Source organism: Zobellia russellii (assembly GCF_044597075.1).
GTDB classification, from domain to species: Bacteria; Bacteroidota; Bacteroidia; order Flavobacteriales; family Flavobacteriaceae; genus Zobellia; species Zobellia russellii.
In genome coordinates, this window is sequence record NZ_CP139000.1 from 4,386,816 (window position 1) to 4,407,355 (window position 20,540).

Below are 20,540 nucleotides of genomic sequence, written 5' to 3' on the forward strand. Positions count from 1 at the left end.
CCTATTAAAATAACTAGATGTAAAAAAAACGTCCGAACCCATGGGTTCGGACGTTTTACATTATGTCAACAACAAAAAAATTATATGCAATTATACATCTGCAGACTTAACTGTCTTGATGATTCTACCTGCAATTTTGTATGGATCACCGTTAGAAGCTGGTCTACGATCTTCTAACCAACCTTTCCAGCCTTGTTCAACTGTAATGATTGGAATACGTATAGAGGCACCTCTATCTGAAATACCATAACTAAAGTCGGTAATAGAAGCAGTTTCGTGAAGACCGGTCAAACGTTGGTCGTTAAATTCACCGTAAACGGCAATGTGCTCTTTTACTACTGGACGGAAAGCCTCACAAATTTTCTCGTAAGTTTCTTTATCGCCACAAGTTCTTAATGTAGTGTTAGAGAAGTTGGCGTGCATACCGGAACCGTTCCAATCCATGTCTTTTCCTAATGGTTTTGGGTGGTACTCAATATAGTAACCATGTTGTTCTGTTAATCTATCTAAAAGGTATCTAGCAACCCAGATTTCATCTCCAGCTTTCTTAGCGCCTTTAGCAAATAATTGAAATTCCCATTGTCCAGAAGCAACCTCTTGGTTAATTCCTTCAAAGTTCAATCCTGCATCAATACAAAGGTCAGCGTGCTCTTCTACGATATCTCTACCGTGAGTGTTTTTACCACCTACGGAACAGTAGTACATTCCCTGTGGAGCAGGGTAACCACCAATAGGGAAACCTAAAGGAAGTTGAGTGGCCGTATCCATAATAAAGTATTCTTGCTCAAACCCGAACCAGAAATCGTTATCATCATCATCAATAGTTGCTCTACCGTTAGATACATGTGGTGTTCCATCGGCATTTAAAACCTCGGTCATTACCAAGTATGCATCTCTACGTGCAGGATCTGGGTAAATGGCAACTGGCTTTAATAAACAATCTGAAGATCCACCTTCTGCTTGTCTTGTTGAACTTCCATCAAAAGACCACATTTCACAATCTTCCAATTTTCCTCCAAAATCGTTTACGACTTTGGTCTTGCTACGCATGTTCTGTGTAGGGAAATATCCATCCAACCAGATGTACTCTAATTTAGTTTTGCTCATAATTACGGTAATTAATTTTAAATTTAAAGACAAACAAAAATATGTTTTTTGTTGAATTATACTAATTTTTAGGGGGGTAAATGTCAAAAAATTGAGTATAATTTAGGATAGCCCTATTTTTGACAGGGTATTTTGTGGTAAGTTGATTATTTTAAGTTTTTATTATTAAATCGTTAATCCTTATTTTAGCCGTTCAAAATTTTGTAAAAGTATGTCTAGACAGCGATTTGATGCTATTGCCGAGAGCAGAAAGAGAGAGCGTATAAATGTTGATGAAAAGGGCCGTAGATCGGAGCTTTTTGCCAGCAACGTCTTCAATAGTGAACGAATGTTGCAATATCTTACCAAAGATGCATTGGCAAGTGTGCAGGGTGCTATTTTTTCAGGTTCAAAAATTGATAGAAAAATAGCGGACCAAGTAGCCGAGGCTATGAAATGTTGGGCTATTGAAATGGGGGCAACCCATTATACACATTGGTTTCAACCGCTTACCGGAGCTACAGCGGAGAAGCATGATGCTTTTTTTGATTTGATGCCCGATGGCAGGGCTTTGGAAAAATTTGGCGGCGGACAATTGGTGCAGCAAGAACCAGATGCTTCCAGTTTTCCCAGTGGAGGAATAAGAAATACTTTTGAGGCAAGGGGGTATACGGCATGGGATCCAACTAGTCCCGCGTTTGTGTATGATACTACCCTATGTATACCTACAATTTTCGTTTCCTATACGGGAGAGGCTTTAGATAATAAGGCGCCTTTGTTACGTGCATTAAGTGCGGTTGATGAAGCGGCAACTGCAGTTGCCCGATACTTTGATAAAACCGTGGTTAAGGTAAATGCAACATTGGGATGGGAACAGGAATATTTCCTAATAGACAAAGAACTTGCTTTTTCTCGCGTAGATATAAACTTAACGGGTCGCACTTTGGTAGGGCATTCTGCGGCTAAAGGTCAGCAGTTAGATGATCATTATTTTGGTGTAATACCGCTACGGGCCATTAATTTTATGAAAGAATTAGAGGTGGAGTGTATGCGCCTTGGTATTCCGGTTAAAACAAGACATAACGAGGTGGCTCCCAATCAGTTTGAGTTGGCCCCGGTTTTTGAGGAAGCCAATTTAGCGGTGGATCACAACCTTCTTTTAATGGATGTGATGGATCGTATAGCCGATAAACATCATCTAAAGGTACTTTTTCACGAAAAGCCGTTTGCCGAGATTAATGGATCCGGTAAACATAATAATTGGTCATTGGCCACAGATACGGGAGTAAACCTTTTAAGTCCGGGTTCTACGCCCATGAAAAACCTTCAATTTTTGACCTTTTTTATAAACACGATAAAGGCGGTTGATACGTATGAGGAGTTGTTGAGGTCTTCCATTGCATCGGCTAGTAACGATCATAGGTTGGGGGCAAATGAAGCACCACCGGCAATTCTATCCATATTCGTAGGTAAGCAGTTAGGTAGTGTTCTAGATGAGTTGGAGGGAGTCTCCAAAGGTAAATTGTCACCGGAGGAAAAAACAGAACTTAAACTTAATGTTGTTGGGAAAATACCGGAAATATTACTGGATAATACGGATCGTAACCGTACATCGCCCTTTGCGTTCACCGGAAATAAATTTGAAATGCGAGGCGTTGGTTCAAAGACCAATTGCGCCAAGCCTATGACTATTCTGAACACCATAGTCGCTAAGCAACTACAGGACTTTAAAAAGGAGGTAGATGCATTGGTAGACAAAAAGAGCCTGAAGAAAGATGAGGCTGTTTTTAATGTGCTGCGTGAGTATATTAAAACCTCTAAGCGCATTCGTTTTGATGGCGATGGCTATAGCGATGAGTGGGAAAAGGAAGCAAAAAGAAGAAAATTAAGTAACAATAAAAATACGCCGCAAGCCTTACAGGTTCTTACCTCAAAGGAAAGTTTGGACCTTTTTGAGTCTATGGGCGTTATGAGTGAAAAAGAGGTTGCTGCCAGACAGGAAGTAGAGCTAGAGGCCTATATATTACATATTCAGATAGAAGGTAGGGTTTTTAATGAATTGGTGTACAATCATATAATTCCATCGGTTGTTGAGTATCAGAATATGTTGATTAAAAATGTTTTGGGCCTAAAGGAAATCTATGGTGCGGCACACCGTAAGTTAACAGACGGACAGTCTGGAATTATTGAGCAAATAGCGGAACATATTGCCGAGCTAAAAAAACAAACAGATGCTATGACCGATGCTCGAAGAAAAGCCAATAAATATACGGACACCCATAAAAAAGCTTTTGCATACAGTGATAATGTAAAACCTTATTTTGATGAGATAAGGATGCACTGTGATAAGCTGGAAAGGTTGGTAGATAATCGCTTTTGGCCATTAACCAAGTACAGGGAGTTATTGTCTATTAAATAAAGGCATGGTATAGGTATTCAGTGAAAATTCTTCTGTATTTAAGAACTTTTGGAAAGTTTTTTTTGTCAAGCAAGGATTATTCGGTGAATACCTTATTTTTGCCAAAAAGCTGTAATAATGAGTTCGTCTACTAGTGAAAGATATAGCCAAAGAGGGGTTTCGGCCTCAAAAGAAGATGTGCACAATGCCATAAAAAACATTGATAAGGGACTCTTTCCAAAGGCGTTCTGTAAAATTGTTCCGGATTATTTAACCAATGATGAAGACTATTGTTTGGTAATGCACGCAGATGGGGCAGGAACAAAATCTTCGTTGGCCTATATGTACTGGAAAGAGACCGGAGACTTATCCGTTTGGAAAGGTATAGCACAAGATGCCCTTATCATGAACATAGATGATCTTATCTGTGTGGGAGCTACTGATAATATTATGCTTTCCTCTACTATTGGGCGTAATAAAAACTTGATTCCGGGAGAAGTTATATCCGAAATCATAAACGGCACCGAAGAACTTATAAAAGATTTGGCATCCCATGGGTTGACCATTCGTTCTACCGGTGGGGAAACTGCAGATGTGGGTGATTTGGTTCGGACTATTATTGTAGATTCTACGGTTACGGCGCGTCTAAAGAAAACAGATGTTATAGATAATGCCAATATAAAGGCAGGAGATGTTATTGTTGGTTTGGCCTCCTTTGGTCAAGCAACCTATGAAAAGGAGTACAACGGGGGTATGGGCAGTAACGGGTTGACTTCTGCTAGGCACGATGTTTTCTCTAAATATCTTGCTGAGAAATATCCGGAGAGTTTTGATGCTTCCGTACCAGATGATTTGGTGTATTCAGGGAGCACAAAATTAACGGATAAAGTTGATGAAAATTTACCATTGGATGCGGGTAAATTAGTATTGTCACCTACCCGAACGTATGCACCTATCGTAAAGAAAATTTTAAGCAAATATTCTTCCCAGGATATTCATGGTATGGTACACTGTAGTGGTGGTGCGCAAACTAAAATTCTACACTTTGTAGATGAGCTTCATATTATAAAGGACAATCTTTTTCCTGTGCCACCTCTATTTAAATTAATTCAAGAACAATCCGGTACGGACTGGAAAGAAATGTACCAGGTGTTCAACTGTGGTCATCGTCTTGAGATTTATACCAGTGAAGCCGTAGCCAAAGATCTTATTGCAATTTCCGAAAGCTTTGGTGTAGATGCTCAAATTGTAGGTAGGGTAGAGGCAAGTCCTTCTAAAAAACTGACCATAGAGAGTACTTATGGCAAGTTTGTCTATTAAAGCATACGAATCGTTTCAATACTTCGTTTTCTATAGTAAACAGTAGTACTATGGAGAGAAAACAGTTCTTAAAAACCCTAGGGGCCAGTGCAGCCTTTGCCTTGGCTTTTCCATGTTTACACGGCTGCTCTAGTGACAGTGGCGATGATGGAGAAGCGGAAGGAAACACCCCAATACCTACTGGAATAGATTTTACTCTTGATTTAGAAGCTCCGGAAAATGCGAAACTAGCCAGTAATGGCGGTTTTGTTTTGAAAAATTTAGTGGTGGTGGCTAAAAATTTGGAAGGAGAATTTGTTGCTGCTAGTCAAGTTTGTAGTCATCAGGGATATGAAGAAGTGCGTTTTGCCAATTTGCATGGAGGTATTTTTTATTGTGATGTGCATGGTTCGCAATTTGAGCAAGATGGTGCTCCAAAGAACAAAGTAGACAGTGCTACACCCAAGGCATTGAAAATTTTTAAAACCGAATTAACGGATAATATGCTACGCGTATTTGAATAAATGGCATTGAATTTGTTTTAACCCAGATATGAAAAAGGTCGTATTCTTACTATGCATGAGTTTTGTTAGTTCTCTTTTTGCTCAAAATTGGCAGGAGAACTATACAGAAGCCCAAGCTCTGGCAAAAGAAACCAACAAAAACCTATTATTGGTTTTTGCTGGGTCAGATTGGTGTGCGCCTTGCATAAAACTGGAAAAGACTATTTGGGAATCTGCAAATTTTAAACAGTTTGCAAAGACGGATTTGGTGCTCTATAAGGCGGATTTTCCGAGAAAGAAAGCCAATAAGCTTAGTAAGGATTTAGTTATTCAAAATGCAGATTTAGCAGAACAATATAACCCACAAGGGCACTTTCCTTTGGTTGTTCTTTTAAATGAAGAAGGTAAGGTTTTAGGTAATACAGGGTATCTTAAACTTACTCCGGAAGCGTATGTAAATCACTTAAAGACTTTTTTAAAGTGAGGAAACTACTATGCATAATATCTTTTTTTTGTCTTTTGAGCAATTTTGCTCAGGAGAAAAAACTGGTTACCGTACATAAGGCCATGGAGCTTATGGGTACCCGGTTTGATATAACCGTTGTTTCCACCAATGAGGATTTAGGTTATATAAATATAGAAGAGGCTACTGCAGAAATTAAGCGTATTGAGAATATGATCTCTGCATGGAACCCGGAATCAGAAACTTCATTGATCAATTCAAATGCTGGAATAAAACCGGTAAAAGTAAGTCTGGAATTATTTATGTTGATAGAGCGGGCCAAACAGATTTCTGAAATAACGGATGGTGCTTTTGATATTTCTTTCGCTTCTATGGATGTCGTTTGGAAGTTTGATGGGTCAATGGCAAAAATTCCTACTCCGGAAGAAGTTAGCGCTTCCGTGAAGAATGTAGGCTATGAAAAAATAATATTGAATCCTGTAGATCATACCGTATATCTAAGTCAAAAAGGTATGAAAATATCTTTTGGGGCTATTGGTAAAGGGTATGCGGCGGATAAGGCCAAGGAGCTTTTGGTGTCCAAACAAGTGTTGGGAGGTATCATCAATGCCGCTGGAGACCTTACTACGTGGGGTACAAAAGCAACTGGAGAAAAATGGCTAATAGGTATAGCCAACCCATTAAGTGATGAAAAAATATTTTCTTGGCTGCCCATTGTTGAGTCCTCTGTAGCCACATCGGGGAATTCTGAAAAATATGTTCTTTTTGATGAGGTTAAATACTCACATATTATAGACCCTAGAACCGGTTATCCTACAACAGGGGTCAATAGTGTTTCCATTTTCGCCAAAAGCGCAGAATTATGTGATGCACTGGCAACCGCTGTGTATATTATGGGTAAAGAAGATGGTCTTGCGCTAATAAATCAATTGGGCGGTACCGAGGTTATTCTGGTAGATGCCAATAATGAGAGATATAATAGCAGTGGTATTTTGTTGAATGACAAGCCTTAGCGAACTACTAAATCTTCCGTTAAATAAAAAGTAAACAAACCTCTTATGATTTGGGGCTTCTAACTATTGCTTTTCATCAAAATAAAGGGATATCAATAAATGTACAAATTTGTCGTAAATTCGCAGCACAAGTGATGTAAGATAATGATAGATAAACTCAATATTGTTAAACAGCGTTTTGATGAGGTTTCTGACCTAATTATTCAACCGGATATTATTTCCGATCAGAAGCGCTATGTAGAATTAACTAAAGAATATTCAGACCTGAAGGAACTGGTCGGTAAGCGGGAGCAGTACGTAGAGCTTATGGACAATATTCAGGAGGCTGAGGAAATAATAGCGGACGGTAGTGATGAGGAAATGGTGGAAATGGCCAAAATGCAGCTAGAAGAAGCAAAGGGAAACCTGCCCCAGCTAGAGGAGGAAATAAAATTGATGCTTATACCTAAGGATCCGGAGGACGCCAAAGATGTGGTAGTGGAGATAAGGGCTGGAACCGGTGGCGATGAAGCCAGTATCTTTGCTGGAGATTTGTTCCGTATGTACACCAAATATTGTGAGAACAGGGGTTGGAAGACCAATGTTATTGATTTAAGTGAAGGTACAAGCGGCGGTTATAAGGAAATTCAGTTTGAGGTAACCGGGAAAGATGTTTACGGGACACTTAAGTTTGAGGCGGGCGTTCACCGTGTACAGCGTGTACCCCAGACCGAGACCCAGGGTAGGGTGCATACCAGTGCCGCAACGGTAATGGTTTTGCCAGAAGCGGAAGATTTTGATGTACAAATAGATCCTAAGGATGTACGGATAGATTTTTTCTGTTCTTCAGGGCCTGGTGGGCAGTCTGTAAACACCACATATTCTGCGGTGCGTTTAACACACATTCCTACCGGATTGGTGGCGCAATGTCAAGATCAGAAATCGCAGCATAAAAACAAGGATAAAGCTTTTAGGGTACTACGTTCACGTCTTTATGACCTTGAATTGGCCAAAAAGCAAGAGGAAGATGCGGCAAAACGTAATTCCCAGGTAAGTAGTGGAGACCGTTCAGCAAAGATTAGAACGTATAACTATCCGCAAGGACGGGTTACTGATCACCGTATTGGTTTAACCCTTTATGATCTGCAAAATATAATTGATGGTGATATCCAGAAAATCATTGATGAACTTAGTTTTGTTGAAAATACCGAAAAACTTAAAGAAGCTTCCGAAATTTTTTAAGCCTCTTTATTCTTGAAAACTCTAATATAATAGCGTAGCGTTTCTATGACTACAGAACAACTTGTTGCCCAGATTAGAAAAAAAAAGTCGTTTTTATGTATTGGTCTTGATACCGATCTAGAGAAAATTCCGCCTCATTTACTTGAAGAAGAAGACCCGATATTTGCTTTTAACAAGGCGATTATAGATGCCACGCATGATATTTGTGTCTCCTATAAACCTAACATTGCTTTTTATGAAGCCTATGGTATAAAGGGGTGGCAGGCGTTAGAGAAAACAATAACTTATATCAATACCAATTATCCGGAAATATTTACTATAGCAGATGCTAAAAGAGGGGATATAGGAAACACATCAACACGTTATGCCAAGGCATTTTTTGAGGACTTGGAGTTTGATTCGGTTACTATAGCTCCGTATATGGGAAAGGATTCCGTTGAGCCATTTTTGGCTTTTAAGGATAAGCATACCATACTATTGGCGTTGACCTCTAATGTGGGTGCTTTTGATTTTCAAACGAAGCTGGTAGAGGGTAAGGAATTGTATAAAACCGTACTTGAAACCTCAAAAACGTACAGCAATGCTGAAAATTTGATGTACGTAGTAGGGGCTACCAAAGCCGAATACTTGAAAGATATCCGAAAAATTATTCCTGAAAGCTTTTTGTTGGTGCCAGGTGTTGGCGCACAAGGGGGCAATCTAAAGGAGGTCTGTGAAAATGGAATGAGTGAAAATGTAGGTCTTCTAATAAATTCTTCAAGAGGTATAATATATGCCTCAACAGGTTCAGATTTTGCAGACGCAGCAAGGCACAAAGCTTTGGAGCTACAACGCCAAATGGCCGAACTTTTATAATTTACGAAGAAATTACTTCATCATATTTTCTAGAACCCTTTGGATTTTTTCAGCTTTTTGCTCAAAAAATTCTACCAATTTGGCATCGGTATACTTCATGTCGCTAGCCTTGTTCAAAAAGGTCTGATACTGGTACTCTAAAAGTGAAATCGCGTTTCTGTTTGAAGCGATTGGAGTAACTGTTCCTACTTTGCAATATTGATTTTCCATAGTCTTAAATTCCTTTATTACAAATATACGCACGTAAATCATCTTTGGATCTCGATAATCGCTGTAGATAGCAAAAATTAAGTTGAATTGATGATTTATTAACAGTTACCAAATACAATGGTTGCGAATCTGTTTTAAGTCTTGTTAATAACTCATTTTTCCTTGCGGATGTGTTACTTATTTTTTCGTTAAAACGATAAGATATTAACAATGAGCATTAGGGTTTGCAGGAGCTTGTAAACCAGATTCTTAAGTTTTTTACGTTTTTCTTGAATTTTTCGTTTTTTCATGTCTTTGTGAATTATATTTTTCGCTCAATTCTAAAATGGATCAAAAGATTTAATACATTGCAAGATTCCCTAATGGGAGAAAACGAGAGAACACTTTGTTGAATTATGTAACATATCTAAACCAAGAATCGGATTCTTGGGTAACCTTTGTACACGGAGCTGGGGGCAGTTCTTCTATTTGGTACAAACAGCTAAGGGAGTTTAAAAAGCACTTTAATGTATTGCTTTTGGACCTTAGGGGGCATGGTGATTCCCAACCTGGTCTTAAGGATGCCTTTAACGATAAGTATACTTTTGATTACATTACGGAAGATATATTGGAGGTGCTTGATTTTCTTAAAATCCAAAAATCGCATTTCATTGGTATTTCATTAGGTACGGTACTAATAAGGAATTTGGCCGAAAAATATCCGGGACGTGTAGAGAGTATGGTGTTGGGCGGGGCAATTATTCGGTTAGATATGCGCTTTAGGCTACTAATGGGCTTTGGAGGCTTGTTTAAATCACTGGTACCTTATATATGGTTGTACAAGCTTTTTACTTTTGCGATTATGCCAGATGGCAATCATAAAGAGTCTAGATTGCTTTTTGTAAGGGAGGCCAAACGAATGTACCAAAAGGAATTTGTAAGATGGTACAAAATGGGCTCGCAAATCAATAGACTCTTACGTTTTTTTAGAGCTGGTGATATCAATATCCCAACATTATATGTTATGGGAGGTGAAGATTACCTTTTTCTTCCTTCCGTTAAGAAAATGGTTCAAAAACAATCTCAATCCAGTTTGTTGACTATTGAGCACTGTGGTCATGTGGTAAACGTGGAGCAGCCACAACTTTTCAATCGTTTTGTAATAGACTTTGTTGCAGACGTAAATAGAGGTTAGTTTAGCAAATTGTAGTTCAATACTGTTATTAGGAACTATAAGAATTTGCTGATAGTATTTTGATTAATAGAATAAAAAAAAACCGGTGCTCCCACCGGTTTTAAACTAACTAACTCAAAAATTACTAACTCAAAAAATTCAGTATTTTAATATATAATTTTTACAATCAACAAGGTTGGTAAAGTTGTAATCTGTAAAGACTACTTATGAATTTAACGGGTTAATTTTCAAGTTATTGTAGGGTTTATGTAAAATATTTTGCTTTAATCTTGGAGGCTAAAAACACGCCTTAAAAGGTCCGTTGTTCTAGAGGTGGCATTGTTCCTTATTTCCTTTTCTTCTACAGCTATCATGGTATAAACACCATTAAGTGCTTCTTGGGTAACATAGTCCGTTAGGTCAGGGTTTACTTTCTTTGTTAACGGTATGTTGTTGTATTTGGTAATAAGGTTGCTCCAAATTTTATCGGCCCCTACTTTGCTAAAGGAATTCTTGATAACGGGATTAAATTTAGCGTAAAGTTGCGTTTGCGTAGCTGAGGTTAAATATTGCGTGGCTGCATTGTCGCTTCCCAATAAAATGTTTTTTGCATCGTTAAAAGTTATGCCTTTTACGGCATCAACAAAAATAGGGGTGGCTTCACCAACCGCATCTTCTGCGGCTCTGTTCAACACCTTTAACCCTTCATCTGCTAGACTTCCTAGTCCAATATCACGTAACGTCTTATCTACTTTTTGAAGTTCTTCGGGTAACAGAATTTTTACAGCTTCATTTTTTAAGAAACCATCTTCTTGGGTTAGTTTGCTTACTTGACTTTGAATGCCTTTGTCTAAAGCTTGTCTAAGGCCAGCGGCAATTTGGTCATTACCTAAGGCCGTTTCACCCTGAGGTAGTTGGTTTACCACCTGTTGTAGTTCGTGACATGAGGTTAGACTCAGGGCAAAAAATAGTATAATTAGTTTTTTCATAGCTTTAATTTTGATTTTCGCTTCAGTAAAGAAATAGAGGAAACACAACCCTTTATAGTAATGGCTGTTATAGATTTGTTATAAGATGTTCTTTAAATATATACTACGAAAAAATTACGGTCTTATTGTTGTAGACCATAGTCTTTCTAAGAATATGTAGTTTAACAGCTCTAGAAAGCACAATTTTTTCTAAATCACGCCCTTTGGCAATGAAATCTTTAATGCTGTGCGCATGGGTTACCGTGGTAACGTCTTGTTCTATAATTGGGCCGGCATCCAGTTCTTCCGTAACATAATGGCTTGTGGCTCCAATAATCTTTACACCCCGTTTAAAAGCGGCATGATACGGTTTGGCACCGGCAAACGCAGGTAGGAACGAGTGGTGAATGTTAATGATGCGGTTGGGGAAATTGCTTATGATTTTAGGACTTACAATCTGCATGTACCTAGCTAGAACAATAAAATCTACTTGATGCTCCTTCAGTAGTTCCAGTTGCTTTGTTTCTGCCTGCTCCTTGGTTTCCTTGGTTACCGGTATGTGGTAATAGGGAATGTTAAACTGGTCAGCAATAGGTTTAAGGTCTGGATGGTTGCTAATAATGAAGGGAATTTCAACTTCAAGCTCACTAGAGTTAAATCTACTTAAAAGGTCATAAAGACAATGGTTGTATTTGGAAACAAAAATGGCCATCCTCGGTTTCACCCCACCTTCATGCATGCTCCATTGCATTTGGTACCTATCTGCAAGTTCTTTCTGAAACTCTTGTTTAAAGGTTTCGGTAGCAAATGAGGGGTCTTCAAAATCACTGTCCAAGCGCATGAAAAATACGTTGGCCTCCTTATCAACATGTTGGTCAAGATAAACGATGTTTCCTTTATGTTGGTGGATAAAGTTGGTGGTGGTACTTATAATCCCTGCTTGGTCAGGACAATGAATAAGAATAGTTGTTTTCAAAATCGATAATTTAAAATCCAAAATTAGAACTTTAAACTTACAATTTTAGTATGTTATAAAATTTAAAACAAAAATGAGGGGGAAGGTGTTCAATTAAAATAATTGGCACCTCCGTCCGGAAAAGAACTGCGCCATTTTTTAAATGACCGTCTAAAGCTCTTTATTTCGGTTCTTAAGAGGTTCAGGTACTCTTTTTCTTTTACGCCATCTTTTTCCAGACCATTGCAATATGAGTTAATGTTGCGTATCATTATATTAATGAAACTTGCACTTTTCATACGCTCTATATGACAACCGCTAATTTCTGCGGAAGCAATTTTTTTAGGAATAAGAATAGCATCCGTTAATAGGGAATCTGCAATGCTATCTCTATGGCTATTAGATTGGTAGAGGTTAAGAAGGTCTTTGTTCAAAGAAACGTACGATGCAATTTCCCTGCTCATATGACAGAGTTCCAAAGCTTTTTTATAGACCGGTAAGGCACGAAGGTTCTTGTACGACATTTTTTCTTTAACTACCAATTTGGATTAATAAAGTTACGGCCAGATTTCAAGTTTTGTCTTTAGAATCAAAAGCTATTTTGTAATTTAGCTTTGGATAACAATCTATTTTTAAATTTTAGTTTCGATAATGAATATAGATGATTTAAACTGGAAAATACTCAAAAGACTTCAAGCAAACGCTCGCGAAACCTTTGCGGATATTGGTAGGCATGTAGGGCTTACGGCTCCCGCTGTGGCGGAGCGTATAAAAAAAATGGAGGATCTTGGAATTATTGAAGGCTATAACACCAAAGTCTCGCATGCAAAGACAGGTCATCATCTAAAAGCTATTATAACCTTGCGGGCTTTTATGGGGAAACTAAAACCTTTTTTGGAAACGGTAAAAACTTACAAAGAGGTGGTAAACTGTTATCGCATAACCGGAAACGAGAATATAGTTATGGAGGTGGTTTTAAAGGACCAATTTCATTTAGAGCGGTTCATAGATAAACTTATTCAATATGGAGAGACACGTACCCATATTATTTTGTCTAACGTGGTGTCCAGTGCTCCCATAGGCAAGAATACATTTTAATATAGTTTAAGCAATTAACTATTACCTAACAGCTATATTAAAAATAAGTGCCTAGAACTAGTAAAGAGTTTCTTATATTTAGCATTCCGGTTTTTTCGGAATTACGCTATAGAAAATGAAAACATTAGGATTTTTGCTAGTGCTACTATCGTCTTATGGGCTAATGGGCCAGATTAAGGTAGATGATACCGGTTATTCGGTAGAAGAATTGGTGAAAAACGTACTGATTAACAGTAATTGTGCGGAAACGGGTAATTACACGTCAAAGACAGGTCTGGCCGAGGGTCTAAATGGTATAGGATATTTTGAGGCAAATGGTTCCGATTTTCCGTATGAAGAGGGTATTGTATTAAGTACGGGGCAGGCCAAGTTTGCCGAGGGTCCTAATGACAACATTCATGATGCTGGTAGCGAGCAGTGGCCTGGTGATGCCGATTTGAAATCCATAACAGGCTCCGATATACTTTTCAATGCTTCTTACCTACAGTTCGATTTTGTTCCGCATACCAATCATATCAGCTTTAATTTTTTATTCGCTTCGGAAGAATATCAAGAAAACTATCAATGTACTTTTGGAGATGTTTTTGCTTTTATCCTAACGGATTCAAAAGGGGTGTCTACAAATTTGGCGGTATTGCCCAATAATAAACTACCGGTAAGTGTAACTTCTATACGTCCTGGTGTTGATGGGGAGTGCGGAGGAAAAAACATCGCCTACTTTGATAAAATAAATGGCGAAGATTCAGCTATTTCCTTTCATGGCCAAACTACAAGTTTAACCGCAGAATCTCCCGTAGTTCCCGGAAGTTCATATACTATTAAGTTAGTAATTGCTGATAATAGGGATTCTAAGGTAGATTCGGCCGTTTTTTTGGAGGCAGGAAGTTTTTCATTGGGGTATGATTTAGGTGGGGACAGGACCGTAGAAAGTGGTAATCCTGTATGTATAGATGAGGTTATTGAATTAGATGCCACTGTAGAAGGGGTTACGGATTACAAATGGTATAAAGATGATGTTGAAATTGTGGATTGGTCAGGAACTGCTACTGTTAATGTAACCGAGAGTGGAGATTACCGTGTGGAACTGGTTTTTTCTGAATCTTGCGTGGCTTCTGGAACCTTAAAAGCGGAGTTTATTCCGGCTCCCGTTATTACGGAAGCACCAGCGGATTTAGTTTTTTGCGATATTGATGATACTTCTGGAGAGGTGATAAATCTTACAGTTAATAGTCTACCTATGTTAGGTGGGCAAGATACCAACATTTATCAGGTTACGTATTATTCAACTCTAAAGGATGCAGAGGAGTTTAAAAATTCTATTGAAGCCCCAGAAACCTATGAGTTAGTAAATGAGTCCCAGACTATTTTTGCAAGAATATCTTCCGGGAGCAGTTGTTATAAAATTGCCTCTTTTGAGATTAATTTACTCGGACTTAATTTTCAATCGGAACTTGAGGAAGAGTATGTTCTTTGTTTGGATGCCGAAGGTGAAACATTAGACCCATTACCTGTTTTAAATACAGGGCTTTCCGCTTCGGCCTATAGGTTTGCCTGGTATAAAGACACTATTTCCGCCGATAATTTAATAACCGGGGCAACGGATGCTTTTTACACAGCAAATGAGGAAGGAAATTATGTGGTGCAGCTTCAAAATATTGAATTGGGTTGTGAGTTTTCGATAGCTACTAAAGTAGTTAGCTCCCAACAACCCGAAGTTTTTGAAGTGGTCTTTGTTTCAGATCCTTTTACAGATAATAATACGGTAGACCTCATGGCCGAAGGAAACGGAAATTACCTTTACAGTATTGATGGTTTTGATTTTGTGTCGGATAATAGGTTTGAAAACCTAAGTCCGGGAGAGCATACGGCCTATGTGACGGACATTCATAATTGCAGTACGTTGTCCGAAGAATTCACTGTAGTAGATTTTCCTAGATTTTTCACCCCCAATGGAGACGGTGTTAATGATGTTTGGACCATTACAGGTTTTTCTCAAATAGAGAATCCGGATGTTAGTATTTTCAACCAGTATGGTAGGTTGTTGTATCAGTTAAACGGAAACGTGGGCTGGGATGGGACTTTTAATGGGCAGGCGGCTCCGTCTAGCGATTATTGGTTTAAAGTGGAATACACAAAAGATGGGGTTCGGAAAGAATTTAAAAGTCACTTTTCTTTAAAAAGGTAATAGGGTGACCCTTTGTTAGGTGTGAAGACTTCCCTTTAGATACCATTTTTAAATTTTTTCAGTATCCAGTGTGTAAAAAACACAAACTTTCTATAGAAGAACGCTCTCTAATTGTTAATTTTAATTCATGGATTTGGATAAACTTAATGAGTACGCTCAAATTGCAATAGATAAAGCGGTTTTTTATATACCTCGCATTTTCTTAGCGGGACTGATTTTATGGATTGGTTTTAAGTTAGCCAAGAAAGTAGTAGAGCTCGTAAGGAAGGCTCTGGAAAAAACTGGGTTTTCGGAAACCCTCCGTCCATTTTTGTCTTCAATTGTAGGGGTGCTGCTAAAAGGTACGGTTCTGTTTATTATAGCAACCGTTCTAGGGGCGGACCTTACAGGTCTTTTTGCCATATTGGCTGCAGCGGCTTTTGCGGTAGGGATGGCATTGCAGGGGAGCTTAGGCAACTTTGCTTCCGGTATTTTAATTTTAACGCTTAAGCCCTTTAAGGTATCGGATTGGATTCAAGTAGACGATAAGTTTGGTCGGGTGGTGGAAATAGGCATTTTTAGTACGGATGTGCTCACTCCTGGTAATAAAATATTGATTATTCCCAACTCTATGATTACTGAATCCGTAGTGACCAATTATTCGGAAAAAGGAATGATCAGGTTGGAGTTAGAGGTTACCATGCCCTATGAAGAGAGCTTTCCTAAAGTAAAAAAGGTTTTGGAGAATGCCCTACAAGAAGTTTCAAAAATTCTACCTGAACCTGCACCGGAAATAGGAATCTTGGATTTTGATTCGCACAATGTGCAATTGATCGTAAGGCCGTTTGTGTTGCCAGATGATTTTTGGGAAGTAACGTTTAATGCCAATAAAGCCATTAAAAAGGCCTTTAGCGAACATGATGTTAAAGTGGCTTACTCGGAAGGTGTGGAAATAGGAAAAATAGGGGAGTAGCCTTGAATTAATTTTTTACTGCCCGCTCACGTTAAGCAAAAATCTATGAATGTCTGTCTTTTGGCTAGATTTTTGATGATTCAATTTTTATGAAAAGAATACTATTGTTACTGGCCTTTAGTGCTATGTTTATTGGTTCTGCCCAAAATATCACCTTAAAAAAAGGGGTGGTAATAGATTCGCTGGCAGTTAAAGATACAATTCCGGAAACCTTCTCTTTGTACCTGCCAAAAAAGTTTGACGTTTCAAAAACATGGCCAGTGGTGTTTGTTTTTGATATGAACGGCAGGGGTAGACAGGCTTTGGCCATGTTCAGTGCTGCTGCGGAAGAACAAGGTTATGTTCTTGCGGCGTCTAATAATGTTAGTGATACCTTATCTATTTCAAAGAACATTTTGGTTACCAGTAGAATGTTCAATACGGTAGCCACTATGTTGCCCATTAGAAAGAATGGTATATATACAGGTGGTTTCTCTGCGGGTGGCCGTTTTTCTACTTTGGTTCCCACGTTCATAAAAGGTGTTGAGGGAGTAATTGCTTGTGGAGCTGCAGTAGCTAACGTTGAGGTGCTTACCAGTAGAAATCCGTTTCATTTTATAGGTATAGTGGGGGATGAGGATTTCAGTTATTCTGAAACGCTATCCGTAGAAAAAATCTTGAGTAAGATGAAATTTCCTAATCAGGTATTGGTTTTTGAGGGAGGTCACCAATGGCCAAGTACAAAAGAACTTGGTTCTGCTCTCAAAATTTTGACCTTGGCGGCTATGGCAAAAGGAGGGACTCCTAAAGATGAAGCTTATATAGATGAGAGTTATAATGCGGATTTACTAAAAGTAAATAAATTATATACTACTAATAAACCTTTGTTAGCAGATGGTTGGTTAGAGGAAATGACGGAAATGTACCAACCTTTTGTCTCTTTAGATTCTATAAAGAACAGTAGAAAGACGCTTAGAAAAAGCAGGCTGTTCAGAAATCAAAATAGGGCGCAGAATTCAATTTTTTTAAAGGAAAGTTTTCTTAAGGACGAGTTTAACTATTACCTTGAAGAAGATATCCTAACATATAACTACAACAATTTGGGGTGGTGGAAGTATCAGATGGAAGAACTTCAGAAATTTCAGAAAAACCCAAATATACTACAGCAAAAAATGGGGAAACGATTGGAAGGCTATGTAAAAGCATTGGTTTCCGATAATGTGGATATATTAAGTGCGGAGAGTCCTATTGATGGCGAAGCACTTAACTTTTTATGGATGTTAAAGACCGTAATTGAGCCGGATAATTTTGAGAGCTACTTGAAAATTATATCCTATACAGCTAAAACCGATGATTATGGAACGGCGCTTTTCTATTTGGAAGAACTTTTAAAAAGAGGGTATACCAACCGTGGTGAGCTCTACGCTCTGGAAAATACGGCCTTATTACGTATAACGCCAGAGTTTAATGAGTTGGTAGAGAAGTATTTAAAAGAAGCTAGGTATTCTATTTTTGAAGAGTAACCTTATGGGGTTATTTTAAGATGAGGAACCTCGTTTAAATCCCAATTTATGACCAAGCCTTGAGCTAAAGCATCCGTAACCTCTTTTCCGTATAAATACTCGCATAAATAAAGTGCGGCTTCAAAGCTTTTTGCGCCTCCTGCAGAAGTAATGTACTTTCCATCATGAACAAATAGAACACTGTCCGCAACTTTAAGAGAGGGAAACATTTCTTTATAAGCTTCAATATCACTGGGAAAAGTGGTTGAGGTTTTCCCTTTAAGTACACCGGCTTTGGCTAAAACAAAAGCGCCATCGCAATGGCTGGTCATGAATAAAGCAGAGCTATCTATTTTTCGTACAAAATTCAACATTATGCTATATCTTAGGTCCGTATCTAAATGGTGTTCTGCGCTAGGAACTACCAAAATATCTATTGGGGGCAGTTGATCCGTGGTATAGTCAAAATCCGGTAGTAGGCGTATACCTTCAAAAGTGGTAACGGGTTCTAAGGTGTTGGCTACGGTAAAAGTGTTCATAGCTTTTATATTTTTTCTGAATTTGGTATGCTGAAAAATATCGAACGGAGCGGTTAATTCAGTGTTGAAAGTGCCGTTCATGATTAGAAAAGCTACGTTATAGCGATCGGGTAATATTTCGGGCATAACTCTTTCCGTTTCGACTTTTATTTTGACTTCTTTTTTGGGTGAGTTGCACGAGAAAAACAAGGTTAGGGCGAGTAGGATGGTGTAAAGTGCTTTCATTTTATTCATTTGGGTTGCAATGTACAACCGGTTCGATTAGGTTAATTACTTAATGTTGTATTTTTGTTGCAAAAATTAAGTTTATGAGAATTCTTGTTTTATTTTTTTTCTTTATGATTATAGGTTGCAAGACCGATAAAAAGTATCACGATGCACCTGAGGAAAAAGAGGTGGTTCTTGAAACCGATGCATTGCAGGCTATTTTGGATCATCAGAAAAAATTGAATGAGGAATTTAAAGATCCAGAAACATCGCCCTTGCCAGACCGTTACCGAAAAGACTTTGAAGCATTGGATTTCTTTGCTCCCGATACCAATTATGTAGTAACCGCCAAGTTTGTACGTACACCTGAGGCGTTGCCATTTTTAATGCCTAGCACCACTGGTGAGGCATCTGAAGAAACCGTTTACGGTATTGCCCATTTTACATTAAATGGAAAGAACAGACAGTTAGAGGTGTATCAAAACAAAGAACTAATGCAGCAGGAAAAGTATAGGGATTATCTCTTTTTGCCTTTTACGGATAATACTAATGGAGAGCAGACGTACACAGGCGGGAGATATATAGATCTTTCAATACCTGATGGTGATACTATAGTTATTGATTTCAATAGGGCCTATAATCCGTATTGTGCCTATAATAAAAAGTTTTCTTGCCCTATTGTACCCAGTGTGAACAATTTGGATACCGAGATTCGTGCGGGGGTAAAAGCTTTCGAACCTAATAAAAAATAAAGACCCCAACGTTAAACGTCAGGGCCTTTACTTGAATTAGCTTTAAATTATAAACACTTAACCATTATAATTCTTTTTTAGAAAGAGTAGACCGCAGCCAACACGAAAGAAGAAAGGCCTCCAATTGGGTTTCCGTCATTGTCAATGAATACTTCTTCTGAAGCACTGTCTAATCTTAATTCTGGCTTGATGATCAAGTCACCAATAGTTGCGCTACCGGTAAGGGTTACAGCAAATACACTTGCGTCACCATCAGCATCTGATCCACCAACTGCTCCAAAGAAATCGGTTTCAGCAAAATATTCACCTCTTAAACCTATAGAGAAATTGTCAGAAGTGGCCAACTGTGGGTAAACTGCCAAACCTGCAAAGCTACCAACACCGTCATCTTCGTCACCATCAAAATAAGCAGCGTTCAGTCCTAGGAAGAAAGTATCAGAAAGGTCAAAACCACCTGTGAAATCTACTTCGTAAGAACCGTTGTCAATTAAAAGGTTCAAATATTGACCGCTGTAGCCTAATTGAGCTCCCCAAGCATACTGTCCTGTTGGGTTAAGTTCAGTAAGGTCTGTTGGATTCATTACTGCTAACATTAAGCTGAAATCATCAGATAATGCAAAATCTGCTTTAAGACCGGTGTGTGAAAACGGGCCGTAAGAGAACAAGTAAGATGTGCTGTAGTTAAAGTTGGCAACCGGAGAGATAACCTCGTAACCTAAGAAGGTATTAAAGTTACCAAAGGTTAATGTTACGGCATCACTTACATTCCAGTAAGCATACAATTGGTTAACAATGTTTCCGGTAGCAGAGTACATTGGCGATGCAAAAATAGCATCCGTACCTCTAGGGCCAAAAACCAAATCGGCAACAAAACCTACTTTTTCACCTTCGTAAGCACCAATAACATTGGCCATACCTAAGGCAAATCCTGGTAGGTTAGCAAATGAGCTTCCTGGAGCTGTAGTTGGAGAACCTGTAGTTTCGTCAAAACCATTGTCTCCATTTAAATTTGCTCTATAATACGCATCAACAGAACCGCTGAAAGAAAACTTTGGCTTTGATTCTTCTTCCTCTTGTGCAACAACCGCTGTTGCAGAGAAAAGTAGTATTGCTAGGAAAAATAGATTTTTTACGTATTTTGTATTTGTAATCGCTTTCATCTGAATTTTGTTTAGTTATCCCTGTGTGGAATGATTATTTTA

The 20,540-nt window shown here is 38.5% G+C and carries 20 protein-coding genes; 13 read left to right on the forward strand and 7 right to left on the reverse strand.

The window, feature by feature from the left end; genetic code table 11:
- Nucleotides 1-90: 90 nt before the first annotated feature.
- Nucleotides 91-1,107 carry a glutamine synthetase beta-grasp domain-containing protein gene (locus tag SJY45_RS18025; RefSeq protein ID WP_215441395.1) on the reverse strand — a complete coding sequence of 339 codons (1,017 nt, stop codon included), beginning with the start codon at nt 1,105-1,107 and terminating at the stop codon, nt 91-93.
- A 211-nt stretch (nt 1,108-1,318) separates the two neighbouring features.
- On the opposite strand from SJY45_RS18025, the gene SJY45_RS18030 reads away from it, so the two are divergent.
- The 7 genes from SJY45_RS18030 (at nt 1,319) to pyrF (ending at nt 8,838) form a co-directional block, all read left to right on the forward strand.
- Nucleotides 1,319-3,505 (forward strand): glutamine synthetase III, encoded by a 2,187-nt coding sequence (locus SJY45_RS18030; RefSeq protein ID WP_215441396.1) that lies wholly within the window; start codon nt 1,319-1,321, stop codon nt 3,503-3,505.
- A 117-nt stretch (nt 3,506-3,622) separates the two neighbouring features.
- Nucleotides 3,623-4,804 (forward strand): AIR synthase related protein, encoded by a 1,182-nt coding sequence (locus SJY45_RS18035; RefSeq protein ID WP_400072529.1) that lies wholly within the window; start codon nt 3,623-3,625, stop codon nt 4,802-4,804.
- A 50-nt stretch (nt 4,805-4,854) separates the two neighbouring features.
- Nucleotides 4,855-5,307 carry a ubiquinol-cytochrome c reductase iron-sulfur subunit gene (locus SJY45_RS18040; RefSeq protein WP_400072530.1) on the forward strand — a complete coding sequence of 151 codons (453 nt, stop codon included), beginning with the start codon at nt 4,855-4,857 and terminating at the stop codon, nt 5,305-5,307.
- Between the two features lie 28 nt (nt 5,308-5,335).
- Complete coding sequence (locus SJY45_RS18045; protein WP_215912612.1) at nt 5,336-5,770, forward strand: thioredoxin family protein; 435 nt, start codon at nt 5,336-5,338, stop codon at nt 5,768-5,770.
- 35 nt (nt 5,771-5,805) lie between these two features.
- Nucleotides 5,806-6,762: an FAD:protein FMN transferase gene (locus SJY45_RS18050; RefSeq protein ID WP_289041439.1), complete on the forward strand. Its 957-nt coding sequence runs from the start codon at nt 5,806-5,808 to the stop codon at nt 6,760-6,762.
- A 144-nt stretch (nt 6,763-6,906) separates the two neighbouring features.
- Nucleotides 6,907-7,983 carry a peptide chain release factor 1 gene (gene prfA, locus SJY45_RS18055; RefSeq protein ID WP_400072533.1) on the forward strand — a complete coding sequence of 359 codons (1,077 nt, stop codon included), beginning with the start codon at nt 6,907-6,909 and terminating at the stop codon, nt 7,981-7,983.
- Nucleotides 7,984-8,028: 45 nt separating this feature from the next.
- A complete protein-coding gene (gene pyrF, locus SJY45_RS18060; protein ID WP_400072535.1) occupies nt 8,029-8,838 on the forward strand; it encodes an orotidine-5'-phosphate decarboxylase in 810 nt (269 codons plus the stop codon).
- Between the two features lie 12 nt (nt 8,839-8,850).
- Here the strand turns inward: pyrF and SJY45_RS18065 are convergent, their stop codons facing one another.
- Complete coding sequence (locus SJY45_RS18065; RefSeq protein ID WP_289041435.1) at nt 8,851-9,081, reverse strand: hypothetical protein; 231 nt, start codon at nt 9,079-9,081, stop codon at nt 8,851-8,853.
- A gap of 352 nt (nt 9,082-9,433) precedes the next feature.
- Between SJY45_RS18065 and SJY45_RS18070 the strand changes: the two genes are divergently transcribed.
- A complete protein-coding gene (locus SJY45_RS18070) occupies nt 9,434-10,222 on the forward strand; it encodes an alpha/beta fold hydrolase (protein WP_289041433.1) in 789 nt (262 codons plus the stop codon).
- 263 nt (nt 10,223-10,485) lie between these two features.
- Here the strand turns inward: SJY45_RS18070 and SJY45_RS18075 are convergent, their stop codons facing one another.
- The 3 genes from SJY45_RS18075 to SJY45_RS18085 all read right to left on the reverse strand — a co-directional run bounded on the left by SJY45_RS18075 (nt 10,486) and on the right by SJY45_RS18085 (nt 12,648).
- The gene (locus SJY45_RS18075; protein ID WP_289063239.1) at nt 10,486-11,190 is read right to left on the reverse strand and encodes a DUF4197 domain-containing protein; all 705 of its coding nucleotides are present in this window, start codon (nt 11,188-11,190) and stop codon (nt 10,486-10,488) included.
- Between the two features lie 103 nt (nt 11,191-11,293).
- Nucleotides 11,294-12,145 carry a formyltetrahydrofolate deformylase gene (purU, locus tag SJY45_RS18080; protein ID WP_215441412.1) on the reverse strand — a complete coding sequence of 284 codons (852 nt, stop codon included), beginning with the start codon at nt 12,143-12,145 and terminating at the stop codon, nt 11,294-11,296.
- 89 nt (nt 12,146-12,234) lie between these two features.
- Nucleotides 12,235-12,648, reverse strand: a complete 414-nt coding sequence (locus SJY45_RS18085) for a hypothetical protein (RefSeq protein WP_215441414.1) — start codon at nt 12,646-12,648, stop codon at nt 12,235-12,237.
- Between the two features lie 127 nt (nt 12,649-12,775).
- Between SJY45_RS18085 and SJY45_RS18090 the strand changes: the two genes are divergently transcribed.
- The 4 genes from SJY45_RS18090 (at nt 12,776) to SJY45_RS18105 (ending at nt 17,861) form a co-directional block, all read left to right on the forward strand.
- Nucleotides 12,776-13,222 carry an Lrp/AsnC family transcriptional regulator gene (locus SJY45_RS18090; protein ID WP_215441416.1) on the forward strand — a complete coding sequence of 149 codons (447 nt, stop codon included), beginning with the start codon at nt 12,776-12,778 and terminating at the stop codon, nt 13,220-13,222.
- Between the two features lie 115 nt (nt 13,223-13,337).
- Nucleotides 13,338-15,407 (forward strand): choice-of-anchor L domain-containing protein, encoded by a 2,070-nt coding sequence (locus SJY45_RS18095; RefSeq protein WP_400072538.1) that lies wholly within the window; start codon nt 13,338-13,340, stop codon nt 15,405-15,407.
- 127 nt (nt 15,408-15,534) lie between these two features.
- Nucleotides 15,535-16,359, forward strand: a complete 825-nt coding sequence (locus SJY45_RS18100; RefSeq protein WP_400072540.1) for a mechanosensitive ion channel family protein — start codon at nt 15,535-15,537, stop codon at nt 16,357-16,359.
- Between the two features lie 89 nt (nt 16,360-16,448).
- Nucleotides 16,449-17,861 (forward strand): alpha/beta hydrolase, encoded by a 1,413-nt coding sequence (locus SJY45_RS18105; RefSeq protein ID WP_400072542.1) that lies wholly within the window; start codon nt 16,449-16,451, stop codon nt 17,859-17,861.
- A 2-nt stretch (nt 17,862-17,863) separates the two neighbouring features.
- Here SJY45_RS18105 and SJY45_RS18110 read toward each other — a convergent pair whose 3' ends face one another.
- A complete protein-coding gene (locus SJY45_RS18110; protein ID WP_400072544.1) occupies nt 17,864-18,604 on the reverse strand; it encodes a DJ-1/PfpI family protein in 741 nt (246 codons plus the stop codon).
- Between the two features lie 83 nt (nt 18,605-18,687).
- Here SJY45_RS18110 and SJY45_RS18115 point away from each other — a divergent pair, with 83 nt between their 5' ends.
- Entirely contained in the window at nt 18,688-19,338 is a 651-nt protein-coding gene (locus SJY45_RS18115; protein ID WP_400072546.1) for a DUF1684 domain-containing protein, read from the forward strand.
- Nucleotides 19,339-19,415: 77 nt separating this feature from the next.
- On the opposite strand, the gene SJY45_RS18120 is transcribed toward SJY45_RS18115, so the two are convergent.
- Nucleotides 19,416-20,498, reverse strand: a complete 1,083-nt coding sequence (locus SJY45_RS18120; protein ID WP_400072548.1) for an outer membrane beta-barrel protein — start codon at nt 20,496-20,498, stop codon at nt 19,416-19,418.
- Nucleotides 20,499-20,540 lie beyond the last annotated feature (42 nt).

Coding starts and splice junctions, on each gene's coding strand:
- SJY45_RS18025 (WP_215441395.1), bottom strand. CDS start 1,107: ATGAGCAAAACTAAATTAGAGTACATCTGGTTGGATGGATATTTCCCT.
- SJY45_RS18030 (WP_215441396.1), top strand. CDS start 1,319: ATGTCTAGACAGCGATTTGATGCTATTGCCGAGAGCAGAAAGAGAGAG.
- SJY45_RS18035 (WP_400072529.1), top strand. CDS start 3,623: ATGAGTTCGTCTACTAGTGAAAGATATAGCCAAAGAGGGGTTTCGGCC.
- SJY45_RS18040 (WP_400072530.1), top strand. CDS start 4,855: ATGGAGAGAAAACAGTTCTTAAAAACCCTAGGGGCCAGTGCAGCCTTT.
- SJY45_RS18045 (WP_215912612.1), top strand. CDS start 5,336: ATGAAAAAGGTCGTATTCTTACTATGCATGAGTTTTGTTAGTTCTCTT.
- prfA (WP_400072533.1), top strand. CDS start 6,907: ATGATAGATAAACTCAATATTGTTAAACAGCGTTTTGATGAGGTTTCT.
- pyrF (WP_400072535.1), top strand. CDS start 8,029: ATGACTACAGAACAACTTGTTGCCCAGATTAGAAAAAAAAAGTCGTTT.
- SJY45_RS18075 (WP_289063239.1), bottom strand. CDS start 11,190: ATGAAAAAACTAATTATACTATTTTTTGCCCTGAGTCTAACCTCATGT.
- SJY45_RS18085 (WP_215441414.1), bottom strand. CDS start 12,648: ATGTCGTACAAGAACCTTCGTGCCTTACCGGTCTATAAAAAAGCTTTG.
- SJY45_RS18090 (WP_215441416.1), top strand. CDS start 12,776: ATGAATATAGATGATTTAAACTGGAAAATACTCAAAAGACTTCAAGCA.
- SJY45_RS18095 (WP_400072538.1), top strand. CDS start 13,338: ATGAAAACATTAGGATTTTTGCTAGTGCTACTATCGTCTTATGGGCTA.
- SJY45_RS18100 (WP_400072540.1), top strand. CDS start 15,535: ATGGATTTGGATAAACTTAATGAGTACGCTCAAATTGCAATAGATAAA.
- SJY45_RS18105 (WP_400072542.1), top strand. CDS start 16,449: ATGAAAAGAATACTATTGTTACTGGCCTTTAGTGCTATGTTTATTGGT.
- SJY45_RS18110 (WP_400072544.1), bottom strand. CDS start 18,604: ATGAAAGCACTTTACACCATCCTACTCGCCCTAACCTTGTTTTTCTCG.
- SJY45_RS18115 (WP_400072546.1), top strand. CDS start 18,688: ATGAGAATTCTTGTTTTATTTTTTTTCTTTATGATTATAGGTTGCAAG.
- SJY45_RS18120 (WP_400072548.1), bottom strand. CDS start 20,498: ATGAAAGCGATTACAAATACAAAATACGTAAAAAATCTATTTTTCCTA.